We start from the raw sequence: 19,297 nt of genomic DNA, 5'->3' as shown, positions 1-19,297 counted from the left end.
CCCAAACACCGCACTTACCCGTAGCCCCGGTAAGCGCAGCGCCACCGGGGAACAAACGGTGCCAGTGCCACAGCCTCCAGGGCATCACTCCGGGCAACCAACCCAAACACCGCACTTACCCGTAGCCCCGGTAAGCACAGCGCCACCGGGGAACAAACGGTGCCAGTGCCGCAGCCTGCCACAGCCTCCAGGGCATCACTCCGGGCAACCAACCCAAACACCGCCCTTACCCGTAGCCCCGCTAAGCGCAGCGCCACCGGGGAATAAACGGTGCCAGTGCCATAGACCTTTCCGCCGGTCGGTTAATAAGGTTTTTTATGTCTGCCATTGTCCTGTGCCAGGTGAATGGCAGACATAAAAAAACAACGCCACCCGAAGGTGGCGTTGTCGTGGTTAATACTGGTCTCTGTCTAACCAGTTGCCGTTCTCTATCAGCGTAAAGCCCTCTACGGGGCGCTGATAGACATACATCCATGCGCTGCCATAAGGCGTCTGGATCAGGTGACGTGCGTACTCACCGCCCTTGGTGCGCAGCGCGTCCAGTTCGGCCAGCGTTGATGCGTCAATACGATACACTTCACCATGTACTGTGCCTTCGCCAGGCACCGCGCCTGGATAGTGGCCCAGGCTGTACAGCTGATAATCGTTGACACTATGATCGCCCAGCCACTGAGCGTTGGTCATCCAGTGGCTGTTGCCTTGTTTGCGTCGTAAACTGCCGTAAACAAATATTCGCATTGCTAAAACTCAAACTGATAGAGCAAATCGAGAGCCTGGTCTACGCCAGACACCGCTTCCATATATAGCTTAGGCATCAGGCGATAGCGTAACGTCAACGTCGCCAGGGAATCAAAGATCCCTACCCCATATTTTACCTGCAGACCTGGCAGTACATAGCCGCTGACCACCACCTGGGAGGAGTCGCCCACTCCCTCGGTATCCAGCGCCAGATTGCTTACGCCAAACGTCTCGCCGATTTTACCCACAACCTGACCACTTTGTGCAACCCCCATACCAATAAGCATTGAAGTCATTGCGGCACTATCGCTCTGTCCGCTGCTTAAACCCTGTCCTCTCAGCAGGTAAGAAAGCGCTTCTTGCTGCGACATGACCGGGTCAGAGAAAATCTCTGCTTTCGGCTGATCGGCCGAACCAGTGACGCGAACGCCAGCGATCACGTCGTCTTCTGTGGCATCCGGGTTACGAATGGCTTCGATATTCAACAGCGGCTGATCCGGCGGACCGGAGAACAGCAGCTCGCCTTTACGTACGATCAGGTCCTGACCGTAGGCATGGAAGCGACCTTCCGGGATATTAATCTGCCCGTTCAGTCCCAGCCCCTGTTTATCCTGAGCCACTTTCAAATCGCCGGTCAGACGCGCTTTCAGGCCGAAGGCGCTCAGACGGACGTTGTTACCAACGTGAATCGTCAGGTTGCTGTTGATGGGAATACCGGCGCTCTGCTGCTGAATCGGCTGCAGATTTTTATCCAGCATCACTTCATCAGAAGAGACCCCAACGGCACTTTCCGGCACATCGTTGACGACGATACGCGCCCACGGAACATCAACGCTGCCATCAAGGCTAAACAAACTCGGGGTAGCGGTAAAGACCACATCCGGCGAAACGTCCAGCCTTACCATCGGCGGCACGGTAATACGAACCCGGCTGCCTTTGGCCGCTACCTGCGCACGCCAGTTGTCAATCTGGGTCCAGTCGGCGTTACCGCTCAGACTGATTTGGCCCTGTTTGGTATTCACGGTGCCCTGCAGCGTTGAACGGGTGCCGTTGAAGTTCATCGCCAGCTGACTCGGCTGCATATCAAACGGCATAAAGTTACCGTCGATGTCGATACCGCCCAACTGCATCTGGCCAAACAGCTGCGGGTTTTGCAGATCGCCGCCGAGGCGCAGGTTCGCATTGAGCTTCCCTTCCGCCTTCTCTCCGCGGGCGAAGATCGGGTTAATCATCGCCAGCGAGAAGTTATTGATATTCACATTACCGCCGAGGTTACGGCGCCCCTGCGGGTCGGTAATCTGCACCTGGCCATCCAGCTGACCGTTGTTGGTCAGGCGAATCAGCCAGCCGAGCTGCGCACGGTTGTTATGCAGTTCGGCCGTCAGGTTCAACGTATCGAAGGCCACCGGCAGCGGCGCATCGTTGACCATCTGGGTGACTTTGACATTGCGACCGTTCAGCGTCACTTTGCCCTGCGGCAGCCCCTCTTTGGTGGTGTCCCAGCTGACATCCGCATTGCCGCTGAATACGCCGCTGGCCTGGGTCGCCTCCGGCATAAACGGCTTCAGCATCGCCAGATCAAAGCGGTTCAGATTCACCACCGCCCGTCCGCTGGCACCGGCGTCGATGGTCTGCGGCACGCACAGCTCGGCGTTCGGGTTAGCCCAACAGTGCGGCCCGATACTGATTTTTTGTTCGCGATTACGGTAATCCAGCGCGATGTTGCGCGTCAGGGAAACCGGCCCTACCGGCGTCTGGAAGCGGGTATTGCTCAGCGTCCCTTTCCAGCGTTCCTCTTTACGATCGAAACTCCCCGCCAGCGACAGCTGCCCGGAAACCGGATCGCCCTGCACTTTCAGCTGCAGATCGTGTTGCTTTTCGTTCCCTTTGGCATTCAGCTGCACGAGGCTGATATTAACCCCCGGCTGGCTGATCCGGTCGACGCGCACATCAAGATTGCCGCCGATTTGGTCGCTGGACTTTACGTCGCCCTTGACGTTGACCTGAGCAACGGTCAGCTCCTGCCAGCGCAGCGCACGCGCGGTGATATCCGCCAGCAGCTGCGGCGCATCAACGGTACCCCGCACCTTCAACAGCCCCTTCGCCGTGCCGCCCAGCCCCGGCAGCGCATTATCCAGATTGGGCGCATCGATGGTGGCATCCAGGTTGAGGTCTTTCACCCCCAGCTCTCCCTTCACCTCGGCGCTGTTCTTACCCAACGCCAGGTGCAGACCGGGGATTTTCCACTGCATGTAGCTGTTACCCTGCAGTGAACCGCTGACATCGACCTTGTTCTGCTTAACGTTACCGGTGATTTTCAGCTCCGGTACCGACATCTGCCAGCTCCCGCCGTACAGGCTGCCCTGCGTTTTAATCATCCCGTTCAGCTTCGACGGCCAGTCCGGTACCTCTTTGGCGGTGTTGATGCCGTCGAGCGTCAGCTCGCCGCGCCAGCTGATAGCCTGCTGCCAGTCCAGCAGCGCTTTCAGTTCGGTTTTCCCCTCCAGCGCCGCAACGGTCAGCTTATCGAGGTTCACCTGCTGTTCGTTCCCTTTGGCATTGAGGGTGATTTTCGCCGGCGGCAGCGATTGCCCCTTCACCGCGGTGCTGAACGCCATGGTGTAGTCGGTCATCTTGCCATTAAATTTCAGCAGCACATCATCGGCCTGGAACTGTTTTTCTCCGCTGAACGGCCAGTACAGCTGTTTACTCTTCAGTTCCATATTCAGCGGCAGTCCGGCTTCCGCCAGCTGCGCGTCGGCACGCAGCGTCATCGCCACGGAACCGGCTAAATCCACGCCGATCTGCAGCGTTTTACGCATTTCGCCGCCGACGGTCAGCTTCACCTTTTCGCCTTTCAGCGGATCGATGTTCAGCGTACTGTTGAGGGTGATGTCTACCGGCCAGTTATCCTGCAGTTGCGCGGTGCCCGCGGCATTGATCTTGCCCTGATCGGAATCGATATCCAGCGTATCCAGCTTCATGTGTCCGTCGATGCTGCTGACTTTCAACAGCATGCTGTAGACGGTCATGTCGGTATCGCCGGTGACGCGCAGCTGCTCGCCGCGGAACGACTGGATATTCAGGTTCAGCGGCAGATGAACGTCGGTCATCTCCGGCAGCACCGGCTGGGAGAACAGCGCTTTCATCGTCTCGCCGAGCGGTTTTTCTTCCGGCTTCGGATTGTCGATCTTCGGTTCAACCACCTGCTCCTGCGCCACTTTCGCCACTTTCGGCAAGGCGATAAGCAGCCCCTGCAGCGAGGTTGGCGTCAGGGTCAGATTCTTCTCCTGCCAGTTCAGGCCGGTGGAAAAGTCCCGCACCGAAACGGCGGTATTATCAATTTTGACGTTCACGTTTTGCAGCGCGATGCGGCTCAGCGTCACAGGATACGGCGTCGAAAGATTCAGCGGCCCCGTCTCCTCCTCTTCTACCGGCGCAGAAGGCGGCATCTTGCTGGTGTCGATCGCCACGTAGATATCGCGCAGCGAAATATCGTTCACGCACAGGCTGCTGTCCCACAGGCACTGTAATTTGACCGCCAGATGGAACTGACCGGCCGTGACCGCGACGCCCGGCTGCGCAAAACGGACGTTTTGCAGCGTCAGGTCACGCCAGCCGCCGGTCACCTTGCCGATTTCCAGACCGGGAACCCAGCGGTCCGCCGCCTTCAGCACCAGGTGCAGGCCGCTGGTCGTGCCGACCAGGAACGCGACCGTCCCCAGCAGCAGAACCAAAAAGATCAGTACCCCGAGGCTTATCTTCTTCCATAAACTCATAATTCAGGCCCCAGACCGATGTAAAACTGTAAACCGTGTTCGTCTTTGTCGCCGACCGGCGCGGCAATATCCAGCTTGATCGGGCCAACCGGCGACTGCCAGCGCACGCCGACGCCGGCGCCGGTTTTAAAATCGCTTTTGCGGATATCGCTCACCGCTTCGCCGCTGTCGACGAAGACTGCGCCCCACCATTTTCCGCTGACGTTGTACTGATACTCCAGCGAACCTGTCGCCAGCTTCGAGGCACCAATCAGTTTGCCATCGTCATCCTTCGGCGAGATCGATTTGTATTTATAGCCGCGAATACTGCGGTCGCCACCGGCGAAGAAACGCAGATCCGGCGGGACTTTGTTGAAGTCATCGGCTTCAATCCAGCCGAGGTTGCCGCGCACCACAAAACGGTGGCGGTCGTAGAGCGTGCGGATCCACACATCCTGCGCTTGGGCGACGATGAAGTTAATATCCGAGCCCCACATGGTGTTGGAGTAGTCCACCGAATAGCGCTGGGAGTCACCCCAGGTCGGCATCAGGCCACCGCGGGAGCGGGTACGGTTTACCGACACCCCGGGATAGATAAGCATCGTGGTGTTGGTGACGTTGGCCTGGGTAAAGTGGTCAAGGCTCCAGCGCAGGTTAAGCGCGCGCTGCCAGCCGCTCGACATCTCCCAAAAACGTGATACCCCGAGGGTCGTTGAGTCGGCTTTCGTATCGTTGAGGTCCGTACGTTTAAAGCCGCCCTGCACCAGGTAGTATTGCTCCAGCGGACTTTTTAACAGCGGCACCTTATAGCTGAAATCAAGCTGCTGTTCAGGAGCGGAAAGGCTGAGGCTGGAAGTCAGGCTATGTCCGTAGGAGTTCATCCACGGCTTTTTCCACGTTCCTTTGACCCGCGGCCCGACGTCGGTTGAGTAGCCGACACCGGTTTCCACGGTATTCTCTTTACGCGGGGAGACCACGCCCTGCAAAGGCAGAACTTTAGTCTTGCGGGACTTTTCAAACTGCGGCGCCACAACGACGGAGCTGAACCAGCCGGTTGCCGCCAGGCGGCGGTTGAGTTCGGCGAGATCCTGCGAGGTGTAGTAGTCGCCCTGCTTGAACGGCACCAGGTTTTGCAGATATTCGTCGCGAATTTGCGAGCCTTCAAAAGTGACCGGACCAAAGCGGTAGCGCTCGCCGCTGTTGTAGTCGATATCCCAGAAGGCCTGATGACGGTCGAGAGAAACCCCGAGTTGGCTTTTGATGAATTCGCTGTCAAAGTAGCCCTTACGCAGCGCAACGTGAGTGAGCGAGCTCTTGAAGCTATCATAATCGCCATGATCCAGGACGGTGCCGATAGCCGGGCGCTTTTTTAACAAATCCAGATAGTCACGGTCGGTGCGCGCCCCGCCTCGCAGGATGACTTCCGTGCCGCCAATACGTACCGGTTCACCTGGCGTGACTTTGGCAATCAGCACCTGCCGGCCTTTTTTCGGCGGCGGACGGAGGTCGAAAACGATTGTCGGTTCGTAGTATCCCAGGGCCTTCAACCCTTCGCGAATCGCATCATCGACGCGCGCACGAAAGCGGCGATCCGGCGTCACTTCGTCGCTCTGGATCGTAGAAAGTTGAGCTCGGACGTTTTTTTCCAGCTCTCCGGATAACCCCTCAACCTGCAAACGCACGCTCGCGGCGCTAGCGACCCCGCTGACCAGCAAAAGGCTGGTGATACATAACTGGCGGATTTGTAGCACGTTTTCTCCTGAATATCCTTGTTTCCCCCCGAAGGAAACGAAAGCGCCGTTCCACGGCTTAATAAAACCCCAACGACATAGGGTTGAAAAAGAAACGCTAAACCAAATAATTCTTATGTTTAAATCTAGACGTATCGGGCATGTTTATTGTGTAAAAAGACACGCTTCGTTACAACCTTAACCACGACTTATGTTTTGAGAGGCCAACCGTGAGTCTATTTGATAAAACGCATCTTGTCGCCCAGGCGGATGCGCTGCCAGGACGCAACACCCCTATGCCAGTGGCAACACTCCACGCTGTCAATGGCCACTCCATGACCAATGTCCCGGACGGAATGGAAGTTGCCCTGTTCGCGATGGGCTGTTTCTGGGGCGTGGAGCGTCTGTTCTGGCAGTTGCCTGGCGTCTACAGCACCGCCGCGGGCTATACCGGCGGCTATACGCCGAACCCGACCTACCGTGAAGTCTGTACCGGTGACACCGGCCATGCCGAAGCCGTACGCATTGTGTACGATCCGCAGGTCATCAGCTACGCGCAGCTGCTGCAGGTTTTCTGGGAGAACCACGATCCGGCCCAGGGCATGCAGCAGGGTAATGACCATGGCACCCAGTATCGTTCCGCCATCTATCCGCTGACTCCAGAGCAGGATGAAGCGGCGAAGGCCAGTCTGGCACGTTTCCAGGCCGCCATGCGTGATGCCAACGACACGCGTACAATCACCACGGAAATTGCCACGGCGAAGCCGTTTTACTACGCTGAGGACGATCATCAGCAGTACCTGCACAAAAACCCGTACGGCTACTGCGGTATCGGAGGCATTGGCGTCTGTCTGCCCCCGCAGGCATAATACCGTTTATCGCTGAGGTGAATAATTAACGCTCTGGCGGCTTTACAGTCGCTTACGCTATACTACCCTGTGTTATAGCCGGTCCAGAGCCTTCGGACCGGTTTTTTATGTATTCCACTATAGAGTTATCAACTTCCCTTCCGAGGATCTGGCCTCAACGGCTGGATAAACTATGTTAAATAGTATTTTAGTTATTCTTTGTCTGATCGCTGTCAGTGCGTTTTTTTCGATATCGGAGATCTCGCTGGCAGCTTCACGTAAGATCAAACTCAAACTGCTGGCCGATGACGGCAACGTGAACGCCCAACGCGTTCTCAAAATGCAGGAAAATCCGGGCACTTTCTTTACCGTCGTACAGATCGGCCTCAACGCCGTCGCCATTCTTGGTGGTATCGTCGGTGATGCGGCATTCTCGCCGGCGTTTCACAGCCTGCTGAGCCAGTACATGTCGGCTGAGCTTTCAGAGCAATTGAGCTTTATCATCTCCTTTACCCTGGTCACCAGCCTGTTCATTCTGTTCGCTGACCTGACCCCGAAACGCATCGGTATGATTGCGCCAGAAGCCGTTGCTTTGCGTATCATCAACCCGATGCGCTTCTGCCTGCTGGTCTTCCGCCCGCTGGTGTGGTTGTTCAACGGCATGGCTAACAACATCTTCCGCCTGTTCAAAATACCGATGGTGCGTAAAGACGATATTACTTCCGACGACATCTACGCCGTGGTAGAAGCCGGCGCGCTGGCCGGGGTGCTGCGTAAGCAGGAACATGAGCTGATTGAGAACGTTTTCGAGCTGGAATCGCGTACCGTTCCGTCGTCCATGACCTCGCGTGAAAATATCATCTGGTTCGATCTGCACGAAGACGAGCAGAGCCTGAAGAACAAGGTGGCGGAACATCCGCACTCCAAATTCCTGGTCTGTAACGAAGATATCGACCACATCATCGGCTACGTGGACTCTAAAGATCTGCTTAATCGCGTGCTGGCGAACCAAAGCCTGGTGCTGACCGGCGGCGTACAGATTCGCAATACGTTGATTGTCCCGGATACGCTGACGCTCTCTGAAGCGCTGGAAAGCTTTAAAACCGCCGGTGAAGACTTCGCGGTGATCATGAACGAATATGCGCTGGTAGTAGGGATTATCACCCTCAACGACGTGATGACCACGCTGATGGGCGATCTGGTCGGTCAGGGACTGGAGGAGCAAATTGTCGCTCGCGATGAGAACTCATGGCTGATTGATGGCGGTACACCGATTGACGACGTCATGCGCGTGCTGGATATCGACGAATTCCCGCAGTCCGGCAACTACGAGACCATCGGCGGTTTTATGATGTTTATGCTGCGTAAGATCCCAAAACGCACCGATGCGGTGAAATTCTCCGGCTATAAATTCGAGGTGGTGGATATCGACAACTACCGAATTGACCAGCTGCTGGTAACGCGCATCGACAACAAACCGACCGTGCTGGTACCGAAACAGCCGGACGCCGCCAATAGCGATAAAGAGCCGGCGTAAGATATTGGGTCGAACATAAAAGGCGGATGAAAACTCCGCCTTTTTTATTGCCCGAATGTGAAGCGGCTCACGCCTCTCAGCCGATAGCAGATTTTTACTACTCCATAGCGAAACGTTCATGACTCCCCTCCGCGCAAAAAGGTAACTTTGCTCGCGTCTACACGATCATATTCCTGTTCAACGGGAGCGAGGATTACCATGATTGAATCAAATAAAAATTACTATATAAGCTGTCTGTTCTTCCTGTTCTTCTTTATTGGCTGGGGATGCTGCTATCCTTATTTATCATTATGGTTAACGGAAACCATCGGTATTAATTACACTGATGTCGGTCTGGTTTATTCCTTTACTGCGATTATTGCCGTTTGTGTCCAGCCACTATTCGGATTCATCTCCGACAAACTGGTCTATCGTAAAAACCTTATGTGGATGCTGGCAATCATTATCACTTTATTTGCCCCCTACTGGATTTACGTCTTTGCGCCATTATTAAAAATTAATGTTTTTCTCGGAGCGCTGGCGGGCGGTATCTATATTGGTATGGCCTATGGCGCTGGCTGCGGTATTTGCGAAGCCTATATTGATAAAGTCAGCCGCGCGTCCGGGTTTGAGTTTGGTCGCGCCCGAATGTTTGGCGGTATTGGCGCGGCTATCGGCACCTTTGCGGCAGGTAAACTCTACGGGATCGACCAGAATATGATTTTCTGGCTGGCCAGCTGTGCGGGAGTTTGCCTGCTGGTGATTGTCTGGAAAATGCAGATTAGCGCGGATAAACAGGGCGCGATGCCGAGCGGGAAAGCCTCGCCGGTCACCTTGAGCGACGCCGCATCGCTGCTGAAAATGAAGAAATTCTGGTTCTTCGCCATCTATATGATTGGCGTCGGCGCGGTATATGAAACCTACGACCAGCAGTTCGCTATCTATTACAGCCACTTCTTTGAGAGCAAAGCGCGCGGCGCGGAGGTCTTCGGCTATTTAACCACCGGTCAGATTTTCCTGGATGCCGTCGTGATGTTCTTTGCCCCATGGTTCGTAAATAAAATCGGCCCGAAAAATGCCCTGCTGTACTGCGGGATGATTATGAGCCTGCGCATTATCGGTTCGGCCTGGGCTATTGGCCCGGTGTCCATTAGCCTGATTAAACTGCTGCACGGCTTTGAAAGCTCGGTGCTGCTGGTTGCGGCATTAAAATATATCTTCGCCAATTTCAACCCAATGCTGTCCGCCACCGTTTACTTAATTGGCTTCCAGTTCTCTAAAAGCTTTAGCTCTATTTTTCTTTCTACCGGCATCGGCCATATGTATCAGAGCATGGGCTTTACCAGCAGCTATATCGTACTCGGCGGTATCGCCCTGTGCTTTACGCTGATTTCATTTATTACGCTGGACAAAGCGCGCGTTTTTTCCCCGCAGCCGGCACCCGTGCATTAATTTAAGGAGGTAACCTGTATGTCTGATTTATTTTATGGCGTAGCGTATTACGATGAATATATGCCGGAAGATCGGTTAGCGAAAGATATCGCCTTAATGCGCGAAACGGGCATTAACGTGGTGCGGATTGCCGAATCAACCTGGAGTACGCTGGAGCCTCAGGAAGGCGAGTATAACTTCTACCATATCGACCGGGTGCTGGACGCCATGCATGAAGCGGGGATCGCGGTGATTATCGGTACGCCGACCTACGCCGTCCCGGCCTGGCTGGCGGCTAAACATCCGGACATTCTGGTCACCACCGTCGACGGACAGCAAAAATATGGCCCGCGACAGATCATGGATATCGTTAACCCGACTTTTCGCCGCTATGCCGAAAAGATTATCCGTACTCTGATGGCGCACGTGCAGCATCATCCGGCGATTATTGGCTGGCAGCTGGATAACGAAACCAAGCATTACGATAATATCGGCCGCTATATGCAGGAAGGATTTGTGCGCAGTCTGCGGGAACACTATCCCGATCTCGCCAGGTTGAATAAAGATTTTGGTCTGGACTACTGGAGCAACCGCATCGATAGCTGGCAGGATTTTCCGCCGGTCGAAAATACCATTAACGCCAGCCTCGCCTGCGCGTTCTCCCGCTACCAGCGCCAGCAGGTAACCGGGTACCTCGCCTGGCAGGCGGACATCGTGCGTGAATATGCCCAGCCGCATCAGTTCGTCACCCACAACTTCGATTTTGAATGGCGCGGCTACTCCTATGGCGTGCAGCCGCGAGTCGACCACTTTGCGGCGGCGCAGGCGCTGGATATTGCCGGTGTCGACATCTATCACCCGAGCCAGAAGCACCTGACCGGGCGGGAAATCGCGTTTGGCGGCGCCATTACCCGTTCACTCAAGCAGGGTAAAAACTACTTCGTACTGGAAACCCAGGCGCAGGGCTTCGCCCAGTGGACCCCTTTCCCGGGGCAGCTGCGTCTGCAGGCCTTTAGCCACGTGGCCTCAGGTGCGGCGATGGTCTCCTACTGGCACTGGCATTCGATTCATAACTCGTTTGAGACCTACTGGAAAGGGCTGTTAAGCCACGACTTCTCGCGTAATGCCACCTGGCAGGAAGCGACCACTATCGGGGCTGACTTCGCCCGCCTGTCGCCGCAGCTGGCGGAGCTGAAAGCAGAAAACGACGTCGCGCTGCTGGTGAGCAATGAAGCCATGGACGCCCTCAATCAGTTCCGCCCCGGCGATACGCAGGGCAATATTTATAACGATATTTTTCGCCGCTTCCACGATGCGCTATACGACCACAATATCAGTGTCGACATTATCCATGATGTTAATGAGGAGACCTCGCGCTACCGCGTGCTGATCGTGCCCGGACTTTACGCCGCAGATGACGGCCTGCTTACGCGCATCAATCGCTATATTGAACAAGGCGGCAGAGCGCTGATCGGCTTTAAATCAGGCTTTAGCGATGAAAACGTCAAGGTGCGAACCGGCGCGCAGCCGGGGATTTTGCGCGAGAGCTGCGGCGTGAGCTACAGCCAGTTTACCCTGCCGGAAGAGACCACGGTGTGTTCATGCTGCGCAGACATTGATTGCAGTAAAGACAATCAGGCCGAACTGTGGATGGAGCTGCTGACGCCGGACTCCGGTACCCGCACGCTACTGCGCTATCAGCATCCGGCATGGGGCGAATATGCCGCCGCCACCGACGCGGATTACGGCCAGGGTCGGGCGATTTACGTGGGCTTCCTGCCGCAGAAAACGCTGATTAGTCAGCTGTTTGACCTCCTCACCTCCGGCCTGGATCTGCGCTCGCGCACGTCGGCGTACCGCTATCCGCTGGTGGTTAAACAGATGCGCAACCGCAACGGCAACCGCATCCACTTCCTGTTCAACTACTCCGGCGAGCCGCTGGAGTTTATCAGCGAAACATCGGGCAACGCGCTGTTGAGCGGGGATGAGGTCAGCTGCGGCCAGCCGTTGCGTCTCAAGGCATGGGAATTTAGTATCATCGAAAGTTAAGCGGCAGCGGCGTTCAGGCGGGAGAAACGATGGAACTGGATATCAATGAGCTACTGAATTTCTCGCCATTGATGAAGACTTTTACCTTCAACGCCTGGGTCGTCGCCGGCTTTACCCCCATCACCCGCGGGTCAAAGCTGGACTACTACATTAACCGCCCGCAGGGGATGAAAGGTTACATCATCAATCTGACCCTGCGCGGCCAAGCGCGCGCGAAAGCGGGCGACGGCTCCCTGCTGTTTCGTGCAAACGATCTGCTGCTCTTCCCGCCCGGTGTTCCCCACCATTACGGACGGGATGAACACAGCGAGCACTGGGATCATTTATGGATCTACTTTATCCCCCGGCCCTACTGGATAGACTGGCTGAAATGGGATCAAACGACCCACGGCATCGGCAAAACAACGGTCAACGATCCTGAGCAGCTGCAAAATCTGCGCGATCTTTTCTATGAAGTTATCCGCCATCATTCCGCTTCCGCCCCGCTTTCTGAAGCGCTGGCGATGAATGCGCTGGAGCGCCTGATCCTGAGCTGCTTTCAGCGACAGCCGATCAGCAATCGCCACGCTCACGATCCGCGGATTAACGCCGTGTGTGACTATCTTAACGAGCATATTGCACAGGAGATTAAGATTGAGACCCTGGCAGCGATGGTTTTTATCTCGCCTTCACGACTGGCGCACCTGTTCAAAAATGAGCTGGGGCAAACGGTATACGCCTGGCGCGAGGCGCAACGCATTAACCGCGCGCGATGGCTGATCCAGAGTACTTCCCTGCCGCTTAACAAAATCGCCCTGTCGGTCGGTTACGGAGACCCGGTCTATTTCACGCGCATTTTCCGCAAACACAACGGCATTCCGCCGGGCGAGTACCGTAAACGCTATGCGGAAATGAAGGGATAGGCCAGAAACATCAACGGCTCCATCAGGAGCCGTTTTTTTACCGCATAGCTATATCGTTATTCAGGTTAAGCCATCTCTGTTTGCAGACGCAGAACCTGACGATTGACTTCAGACATCACAGACAAATGCTGCTTGTCTTTAACCTTCGGGATAAGGATTTTGCCCTTATCAAACTCAAAAGCGCCAACATCCTTGATATATAACCGTCCACGGAACAGGATCTTCACGTACTTCGCCACTTGCAGCGGATTGTAGCGTTGGAAAATTTTCATTGTTGTCTCCTGCCAGGGTTACGCTCTTGTGGTGCCACACTTGGCCCACGATTCGGGAGCGCAAATTTTAATGCCCTGAAACTATAGTCCAGAACTTCTGTAATACCCAGCATGCATAAGTTTATTTACCTTTTGATGACAATAATTAAGAACTTTCTTTTCAAACATACGTAGAAGTTAGTATAAGTCGCCGATTTCCTTCGAATATGTGCGTTAACACGCAAACTGGCACCCTGATTGCGTGTAATGCCGGGAAATCGCATTTATGCTTAAACGAGACCAAGTGGTCGGATCACCTGCATAAAAATAAGGACTCATCATGACCCTACGTAAGCTACTGGCGGTTTCCTGCCTCCTGTTACCGCTGATGGCCTCAGCGCATAATTTTGTCGATGGCCAGCGCGTCGCGCCGGTTGGCATTGCCGACCGGGGAGAATTAATTCTGGATAATGATAAGTTTAGCTATAAAAACTGGAATAGCTCGCTGCTGGCAGGAAAAGTTCGCGTGGTGCAGCACATCGCCGGACGCACGTCGGCAAAAGAGAAAAATGCCACTCTGATAGAGGCGATTAAGGCGGCCAAATTCCCGCACGACCGCTACCAGACCACCACCATCGTCAATACCGATGACGCCATTCCAGGCTCCGGCATGTTCGTACGTAGCAGCATTGAGAGCAACAAACAGCTCTACCCGTGGTCGCAGTTTATTGTCGACAGCAACGGCCTGGCCCGTAAAGCCTGGCAGCTGCAGGAGGAGAGCTCAGCGATTGTGGTACTGGATAAAGACGGTCGCGTGCAGTGGGCCAAAGACGGCGCGCTCACGCAGGATGAAGTGCAGCAGGTGGTCGCCCTGCTGCACAAACTGCTTAGTAAATAGAGACCCGGAAGCCGGGGTTCAGGAAGGATTCACGCGGGGTATAGTCCAGAGTGCGCCCCTGCCAGTCGTGAACGTGCGCCCCGGCAGCCACCGCCACGGCATGGCCAGCGGCGGTATCCCAGGTACTGGTTGGCCCAAAGCGCGGATAAAGCTGGGCCTGACCTTCCGCTACCAGGCAGAATTTCAGCGACGAACCGATCGACGTGGTCTGATGCTCGCCAATATGTTCCAGGTACTCCTGCAGTTCCGGATCGTTACCGTGGGAGCGGCTGATCACCACCAGCGGCGGCCGGGCATCCCGCACCTGAATCTGCTTGCGCATGCCGCATTCGTCTTTCCACGCCTTGCCGCCTTCCGCGCTGTACAGCACTTTTAAGACCGGCGCGTAAACCACGCCAAGAACCGGTTTTCCTTTTTCAATCAAGGCAATATTGACGGTAAATTCACCGTTACGTTTAATAAATTCTTTGGTGCCGTCCAGCGGATCCACCAGCCAGTAGCGCTGCCAGTGCTGCCGCACCTCCCATCCGGGGGGATCTTCTTCAGAGAGCACCGGGATATCGGGCGTCAGCGCCAGCAGGCCATGCATAATCACCTTGTGCGCGGCGAGATCTGCCGCGGTGACCGGAGAATCGTCCTTCTTGCTGGCAACGTCCATCGGCTGCTTTCCATCATAGACTTCCATGATGGCATCACCTGCAATCCGTGCAAGTTGACATACTTGTTCTAACATTCTCCACCTCATCTGGTTACAGTGGCGTTAACTCGTTGTTTTAGTTATATCGCATCGGTGCGAGTTCCGCTATCTGTGATAACGATGGCGGTTTCATGAGCCAGTTTTCGGCATGATTCACATTTCTGTAAGCAACAGGATGTACATACATTTTCTTCTGTGCCATTGCTCATAAAAAGGACGCCTCTGATGATTAAGTTTAGCGCAACGTTACTGGCCACGCTGATTGCCGCCAGCGTGAACGCCGCGACGGTCGATTTGCGAATTATGGAAACCACCGATTTGCATAGCAATATGATGGATTTCGACTACTACAAAGACGCCGCAACGGAAAAATTTGGCCTCGTGCGCACCGCTACGCTGATAGAAAAGGCCCGCCAGGAAGTCAAAAACAGCGTGCTGGTCGATAACGGCGATGTTATTCAGGGAAGTCCGCTGGGTGACTACATGGCCGCCAAAGGGCTCAACAGCGGTGATGTCCACCCGGTATATAAGGCAATGAATACGCTGGACTACGCGGTAGGTAACCTCGGCAATCACGAGTTCAACTACGGCCTTGATTTCCTGCACAAGGCGCTCGCCGGGGCGAAATTTCCCTACGTAAACGCCAATATTATCGATACCAAAACCGGTCAACCGATGTTTACGCCGTACCTGATTAAAGAGACGGCGGTGCAGGATCGCGACGGCAAAACGCAGACGCTGCGTATCGGCTATATCGGTTTTGTGCCGCCGCAAATCATGACCTGGGATAAAGCCAATCTCAGCGGCAAAGTGACCGTCAACGATATCACCGAAACCGCGCGTCAGTATGTGCCGGAAATGCGTAAAAAAGGCGCAGATGTGGTGGTGGTCGTCGCACATTCGGGACTATCTGCCGATCCTTACCACGCGATGGCGGAAAATTCGGTGTACTACCTCAGCCAGGTGCCCGGCGTGGATGCCATTATGTTCGGCCACGCCCATGCGGTGTTCCCGGGGAAAGATTTTGCCGCCATTCAGGGGGCGGATATCGACAAAGGTACCCTGAACGGCATCCCGGCCGTGATGCCCGGGATGTGGGGTGACCACCTTGGCGTCGTCGATCTGGTGCTGAACAACGATGCCGGTCAATGGCGGGTCGCTCAGGCCAAAGCCGAGGCGCGCCCTGTCTATGACGCCGTGGCGAAAAAATCCCTGGCGGCGGAAGACGCGAACATGGTGAAGGTACTAAAAGCCGATCATGACGCCACCCGCGAGTTCGTCAGCAAACCCATCGGCCAGTCTTCAGACAACATGTACAGCTATCTGGCGCTGGTGCAGGACGATCCTACCGTGCAGGTGGTCAATATGGCGCAGAAAGCCTATGTCGAACACGCTATTCAGGGCGACCCGGACCTGGCAACGCTGCCGGTACTTTCTGCCGCCGCGCCGTTTAAAGTCGGCGGCCGCAAAAACGACCCGACCAGCTTCGTCGAGGTGGAGAAAGGCCAGCTCACCTTCCGCAATGCCGCCGATCTCTATCTCTACCCGAATACTCTGGTGGTGATGAAGGTCAGTGGTAAAGAGGTGAAAGAGTGGCTGGAGTGCTCCGCCGGGCAGTTTAACCAGATTGACCCCACCAGCAGCAAACCGCAGTCGTTAATCAACTGGGACGGTTTCCGCACCTACAATTTTGATGTGATTGACGGCGTAAACTACCAGATTGATGTTACCCAGCCGGCGCGATACGACGGCGAGTGTCAGATGATTCACCCGCAGGCGGAACGCATTAAGGATCTGACCTTTAACGGTAAACCGATTGACCCGACGGCCACCTTCCTGGTGGCCACCAATAACTACCGCGCCTACGGCGGTAAATTTGCCGGAACCGGCGATAGCCACATTGCTTTTGCCTCGCCTGACGAGAACCGTTCGGTGCTGGCGGCATGGATCGGCGCAGAGTCGAAAAAAGCGGACGCTATCCACCCGGCGGCCGACAACAACTGGCGTCTGGCCCCGGTCCACAGCAAGGTGCCGCTGGACATCCGCTTTGAAACCTCTCCGGGTGCAAAAGCCGCGGCATTTATTAAAGAGAAAGCGCAGTACCCGATGCATCAGGTCGCAACCGACGATATCGGTTTTGCGATTTACCAGCTGGATTTGCGGCCGTAATGCCGCTTCCCCGCTGGCGTGAGGCTTTACCCGGCGGGAAACCGCCCGGGTAAAGCCTCGGCCGCTGCCCGGGCATTCGCCGTGGTTATGCCATCTGCTCGTGGTTCGCCAGAACCGCGGGCAGATTAAGCTCAATCCAGTCCGCCAGCGCCGCCACTTTCGCGCTAACCTGCTCGCCAAGCGGTGTCAGGCTATACTCTACGTGCGGCGGGACGACCGGTCGCGAGACCCGATTGATAAAGCCATCCTGCTCCAGCGCCTGCAGCGACTGAGCCAGCATCTTTTCGCTGACCCCGCCCATTTTACGGCGTAGCTCGCTGAAGCGATGGGTTCCTCCGCGCAGCGCCACCAGGATTAATACCCCCCAGCGACTGGTCACGTGCTTCAGCACATCGCGTGACGGGCACTGCTCGGCAAACAGATTCCCGTCGCGCATTTTTTCGCTCAGCGTCGGATTCGCCATTTTCATACTTACCTTTTTGTACGTACTTACTAAAAGTTAGTTAAGGTGTTAGCTTACCACAACTGTCACGCAACACGAAGGAGAAGACTGATGATCGCTATTACCGGCGCGACCGGCCAGCTTGGCCACCTCGTCCTACAGAATCTGTTAAAAACCACGGCCGCCAGCCAGATTGTGGCCATTGTGCGTAACCCGGCAAAAGCCGAAGCGCTGAGCCAGCAGGGTATTGTGGTCCGCCAGGCCGATTATACCGACGAAGCGGCATTCACCGCGGCGCTGCAGGGCATCGATAAACTGCTGCTGATCTCCTCCAGCGAAGTCGGTCAGCGTACCCCGCAACACCGTAACGTCATTCATGCCGCCAAAGCCGCCGGGGTAAAATTTATCGCTTACACCAGCCTGCTGCATGCCGATAAATCGCCGCTTGGCCTGCACGTTGAGCATGTTGAAACCGAGAAAATGCTCGCCGACTCCGGTATCCCTTATGCTCTGCTGCGCAACGGCTGGTACACCGAGAACTATCTCGCCAGCGCGCCGCCAGCGCTTGAGCATGGGGTGTTTATCGGTGCTGCGGGCGACGGAAAAATCGCCTCGGCGACCCGCGCCGATTATGCCGAGGCCGCCGCACGCGTTATCGCTGAAGAGGGCCATGCCGGGAAAGTGTACGAGCTGGCCGGCGATGAAGCCTGGACCCTGAGCGAACTGGCTGCCGCACTGAGCAAGCAGAGCGGTAAAAACGTGGTGTATCAGAACCTGAGCGAAGCCGACTTCGCCGCTGCGCTGAAGAGCGTTGGCCTGCCGGCAGGGCTGGCGGACATGCTCGCTGACTCCGATGTCGGCGCCGCCAAAGGCGGCCTGTTTGACGACAGCCGCACCCTGAGCGCGTTGATTGGTCGCCCGACGACACCGCTGGCTGAGAGCATCAAAGGCATTCTGTAACGGTTACAAAAAGGTTAATTTTTGTAGCTTCCCGGCGGGTCATCCCCAATAATAAAAGGATATCCGTCGGGAGAAACACAATGCAGGGCGTACCGGAACAGTTCAACGATGAGAGAGACAGCGCGCGCTTTCGCCATCCGGCGCAGCTGCCTGGCGTTGAGTTGTACCATGCCCATATCTCCCGCTACGCCTTCGAACCCCATACCCATGAAGCCTTCGGCATCGGTGCAATTGAGCTCGGCGCCGAGCGTTTTCGCTATCGCGGCAGCCAGTACGTCGCTCCGGTTAACTCCATCGTTACCATGAACCCTGACGAACTGCACACCGGAGAAGCGGCCACCGCCGACGGCTGGCGCTACCGTATGGTCTATCTGGAACCGCAGATGCTGGAAGAGGTTACCGGCGTGCGCCACTGGTGGTTCAGTGAGGTGGTTCGTCAGGATCCGCAGCGCTCGCAGCGGCTCTGTCAGCTTATTTATGGCTTATGGCATACCGACGATCCGCTGGCTCAACAGGGTCTGTTGCTCGACGTGATTGATACCTTCCGCCCGCTGGCCCATCACGCCCCGGTTATCGCGGAAGCCACCCACCGTTTCGAGCGCGTGCGCGATTATCTGCATGACAACTATATGCACGCCGTCTCCCTTGATGAGCTGGCGCAGGTTGCCTCCCTGAGCCCGTACCACTTTCAGCGCCAGTTTAAGGCGCATTTCCACGTCACGCCCCATCAGATGCTGATGGCCATTCGCCTGTGGCGCGCCAAAGCCTTCCTCACCCACGGAATGCCCGCTGCCGAAGTGGCCGCCGCCAGCGGTCTGACCGATCAGTCACACCTGACCCGCGCCTTTACCCGCCGCTATGGCATCACCCCGGTGCGCTATCAAAAGCAGGTCGCCCGGCGCTAATGC

15 protein-coding genes are annotated in these 19,297 nt (G+C 55.9%); 9 read left to right on the top strand and 6 right to left on the bottom strand.

Going from position 1 to position 19,297, the window contains the following annotated elements; genetic code table 11:
- Positions 1 to 393 precede the first annotated feature (393 nt).
- Genes ROR01S_RS10925 through tamA form a run of 3 tightly spaced genes read right to left on the bottom strand, consistent with a single transcriptional unit; the run spans position 394 to position 6,247 of the window.
- The gene (locus tag ROR01S_RS10925; RefSeq protein WP_004857174.1) at positions 394 to 738 is read right to left on the bottom strand and encodes a gamma-glutamylcyclotransferase family protein; all 345 of its coding nucleotides are present in this window, start codon (positions 736 to 738) and stop codon (positions 394 to 396) included.
- A 2-nt stretch (positions 739 to 740) separates the two neighbouring features.
- Positions 741 to 4,517: an autotransporter assembly complex protein TamB gene (tamB, locus tag ROR01S_RS10920; RefSeq protein ID WP_048023012.1), complete on the bottom strand. Its 3,777-nt coding sequence runs from the start codon at positions 4,515 to 4,517 to the stop codon at positions 741 to 743.
- Positions 4,514 to 6,247, bottom strand: a complete 1,734-nt coding sequence (gene tamA, locus ROR01S_RS10915; protein WP_004857170.1) for an autotransporter assembly complex protein TamA — start codon at positions 6,245 to 6,247, stop codon at positions 4,514 to 4,516. Before tamA ends, tamB begins: the two co-directional genes overlap by 4 nt.
- Positions 6,248 to 6,456: 209 nt before the next feature.
- Between tamA and msrA the strand changes: the two genes are divergently transcribed.
- The 5 genes from msrA to araC all read left to right on the top strand — a co-directional run bounded on the left by msrA (position 6,457) and on the right by araC (position 12,972).
- Complete coding sequence (msrA, locus tag ROR01S_RS10910) at positions 6,457 to 7,095, top strand: peptide-methionine (S)-S-oxide reductase MsrA (protein ID WP_004857168.1); 639 nt, start codon at positions 6,457 to 6,459, stop codon at positions 7,093 to 7,095.
- A gap of 172 nt (positions 7,096 to 7,267) precedes the next feature.
- On the top strand, positions 7,268 to 8,611 hold the full coding sequence (gene paeA / locus ROR01S_RS10905) for a polyamine export protein PaeA (RefSeq protein WP_004857167.1): 1,344 nt from the start codon (positions 7,268 to 7,270) through the stop codon (positions 8,609 to 8,611).
- A 198-nt stretch (positions 8,612 to 8,809) separates the two neighbouring features.
- Positions 8,810 to 10,042 carry an oligosaccharide MFS transporter gene (locus ROR01S_RS10900; protein ID WP_015585310.1) on the top strand — a complete coding sequence of 411 codons (1,233 nt, stop codon included), beginning with the start codon at positions 8,810 to 8,812 and terminating at the stop codon, positions 10,040 to 10,042.
- Positions 10,043 to 10,060: 18 nt separating this feature from the next.
- Positions 10,061 to 12,070, top strand: coding sequence for a beta-galactosidase (locus ROR01S_RS10895; protein ID WP_015585311.1), 2,010 nt, complete (start codon positions 10,061 to 10,063; stop codon positions 12,068 to 12,070).
- 29 nt (positions 12,071 to 12,099) lie between these two features.
- Positions 12,100 to 12,972 carry an arabinose operon transcriptional regulator AraC gene (araC, locus tag ROR01S_RS10890; protein WP_032718585.1) on the top strand — a complete coding sequence of 291 codons (873 nt, stop codon included), beginning with the start codon at positions 12,100 to 12,102 and terminating at the stop codon, positions 12,970 to 12,972.
- A 65-nt stretch (positions 12,973 to 13,037) separates the two neighbouring features.
- On the opposite strand, the gene ROR01S_RS10885 is transcribed toward araC, so the two are convergent.
- On the bottom strand, positions 13,038 to 13,244 hold the full coding sequence (locus ROR01S_RS10885) for a DUF1107 domain-containing protein (protein WP_004857160.1): 207 nt from the start codon (positions 13,242 to 13,244) through the stop codon (positions 13,038 to 13,040).
- Positions 13,245 to 13,563: 319 nt separating this feature from the next.
- Between ROR01S_RS10885 and ROR01S_RS10880 the strand changes: the two genes are divergently transcribed.
- Entirely contained in the window at positions 13,564 to 14,121 is a 558-nt protein-coding gene (locus ROR01S_RS10880; protein WP_004857159.1) for a YtfJ family protein, read from the top strand.
- Here the strand turns inward: ROR01S_RS10880 and cysQ are convergent.
- A complete protein-coding gene (cysQ, locus tag ROR01S_RS10875; RefSeq protein WP_004857157.1) occupies positions 14,111 to 14,854 on the bottom strand; it encodes a 3'(2'),5'-bisphosphate nucleotidase CysQ in 744 nt (247 codons plus the stop codon). The genes ROR01S_RS10880 and cysQ overlap by 11 nt on opposite strands.
- A 189-nt stretch (positions 14,855 to 15,043) precedes the next feature.
- Between cysQ and ROR01S_RS10870 the strand changes: the two genes are divergently transcribed.
- Positions 15,044 to 16,987 (top strand): bifunctional 2',3'-cyclic-nucleotide 2'-phosphodiesterase/3'-nucleotidase, encoded by a 1,944-nt coding sequence (locus ROR01S_RS10870; RefSeq protein WP_064359459.1) that lies wholly within the window; start codon positions 15,044 to 15,046, stop codon positions 16,985 to 16,987.
- Between the two features lie 85 nt (positions 16,988 to 17,072).
- Here ROR01S_RS10870 and ROR01S_RS10865 read toward each other — a convergent pair whose 3' ends face one another.
- The gene (locus ROR01S_RS10865) at positions 17,073 to 17,450 is read right to left on the bottom strand and encodes a winged helix-turn-helix transcriptional regulator (protein ID WP_015585314.1); all 378 of its coding nucleotides are present in this window, start codon (positions 17,448 to 17,450) and stop codon (positions 17,073 to 17,075) included.
- A gap of 90 nt (positions 17,451 to 17,540) precedes the next feature.
- Here ROR01S_RS10865 and ROR01S_RS10860 point away from each other — a divergent pair, with 90 nt between their 5' ends.
- Positions 17,541 to 18,389: an SDR family oxidoreductase gene (locus tag ROR01S_RS10860; protein WP_064359458.1), complete on the top strand. Its 849-nt coding sequence runs from the start codon at positions 17,541 to 17,543 to the stop codon at positions 18,387 to 18,389.
- Positions 18,390 to 18,469: 80 nt separating this feature from the next.
- A complete protein-coding gene (locus tag ROR01S_RS10855) occupies positions 18,470 to 19,294 on the top strand; it encodes an AraC family transcriptional regulator (RefSeq protein WP_004857147.1) in 825 nt (274 codons plus the stop codon).
- The last annotated feature ends 3 nt before the right edge of the window (positions 19,295 to 19,297 follow it).

The organism is Klebsiella ornithinolytica NBRC 105727 = ATCC 31898 (assembly GCF_001598295.1).
In the GTDB taxonomy this organism is placed as follows: Bacteria; Pseudomonadota; Gammaproteobacteria; order Enterobacterales; family Enterobacteriaceae; genus Klebsiella; species Klebsiella ornithinolytica.
Note: the sequence above shows the minus strand (reverse complement) of the source record. Positions and strands in the feature narration are given on the sequence as shown.

Bases quoted from the DNA above. Each gene is read 5' to 3' on its own strand.
- ROR01S_RS10925 (WP_004857174.1), bottom strand. From the start codon at position 738: ATGCGAATATTTGTTTACGGCAGTTTACGACGCAAACAAGGCAACAGC.
- tamB (WP_048023012.1), bottom strand. From the start codon at position 4,517: ATGAGTTTATGGAAGAAGATAAGCCTCGGGGTACTGATCTTTTTGGTT.
- paeA (WP_004857167.1), top strand. From the start codon at position 7,268: ATGTTAAATAGTATTTTAGTTATTCTTTGTCTGATCGCTGTCAGTGCG.
- ROR01S_RS10900 (WP_015585310.1), top strand. From the start codon at position 8,810: ATGATTGAATCAAATAAAAATTACTATATAAGCTGTCTGTTCTTCCTG.
- ROR01S_RS10895 (WP_015585311.1), top strand. From the start codon at position 10,061: ATGTCTGATTTATTTTATGGCGTAGCGTATTACGATGAATATATGCCG.
- araC (WP_032718585.1), top strand. From the start codon at position 12,100: ATGGAACTGGATATCAATGAGCTACTGAATTTCTCGCCATTGATGAAG.
- ROR01S_RS10885 (WP_004857160.1), bottom strand. From the start codon at position 13,244: ATGAAAATTTTCCAACGCTACAATCCGCTGCAAGTGGCGAAGTACGTG.
- ROR01S_RS10880 (WP_004857159.1), top strand. From the start codon at position 13,564: ATGACCCTACGTAAGCTACTGGCGGTTTCCTGCCTCCTGTTACCGCTG.
- cysQ (WP_004857157.1), bottom strand. From the start codon at position 14,854: ATGTTAGAACAAGTATGTCAACTTGCACGGATTGCAGGTGATGCCATC.
- ROR01S_RS10870 (WP_064359459.1), top strand. From the start codon at position 15,044: ATGATTAAGTTTAGCGCAACGTTACTGGCCACGCTGATTGCCGCCAGC.
- ROR01S_RS10865 (WP_015585314.1), bottom strand. From the start codon at position 17,450: ATGGCGAATCCGACGCTGAGCGAAAAAATGCGCGACGGGAATCTGTTT.
- ROR01S_RS10860 (WP_064359458.1), top strand. From the start codon at position 17,541: ATGATCGCTATTACCGGCGCGACCGGCCAGCTTGGCCACCTCGTCCTA.
- ROR01S_RS10855 (WP_004857147.1), top strand. From the start codon at position 18,470: ATGCAGGGCGTACCGGAACAGTTCAACGATGAGAGAGACAGCGCGCGC.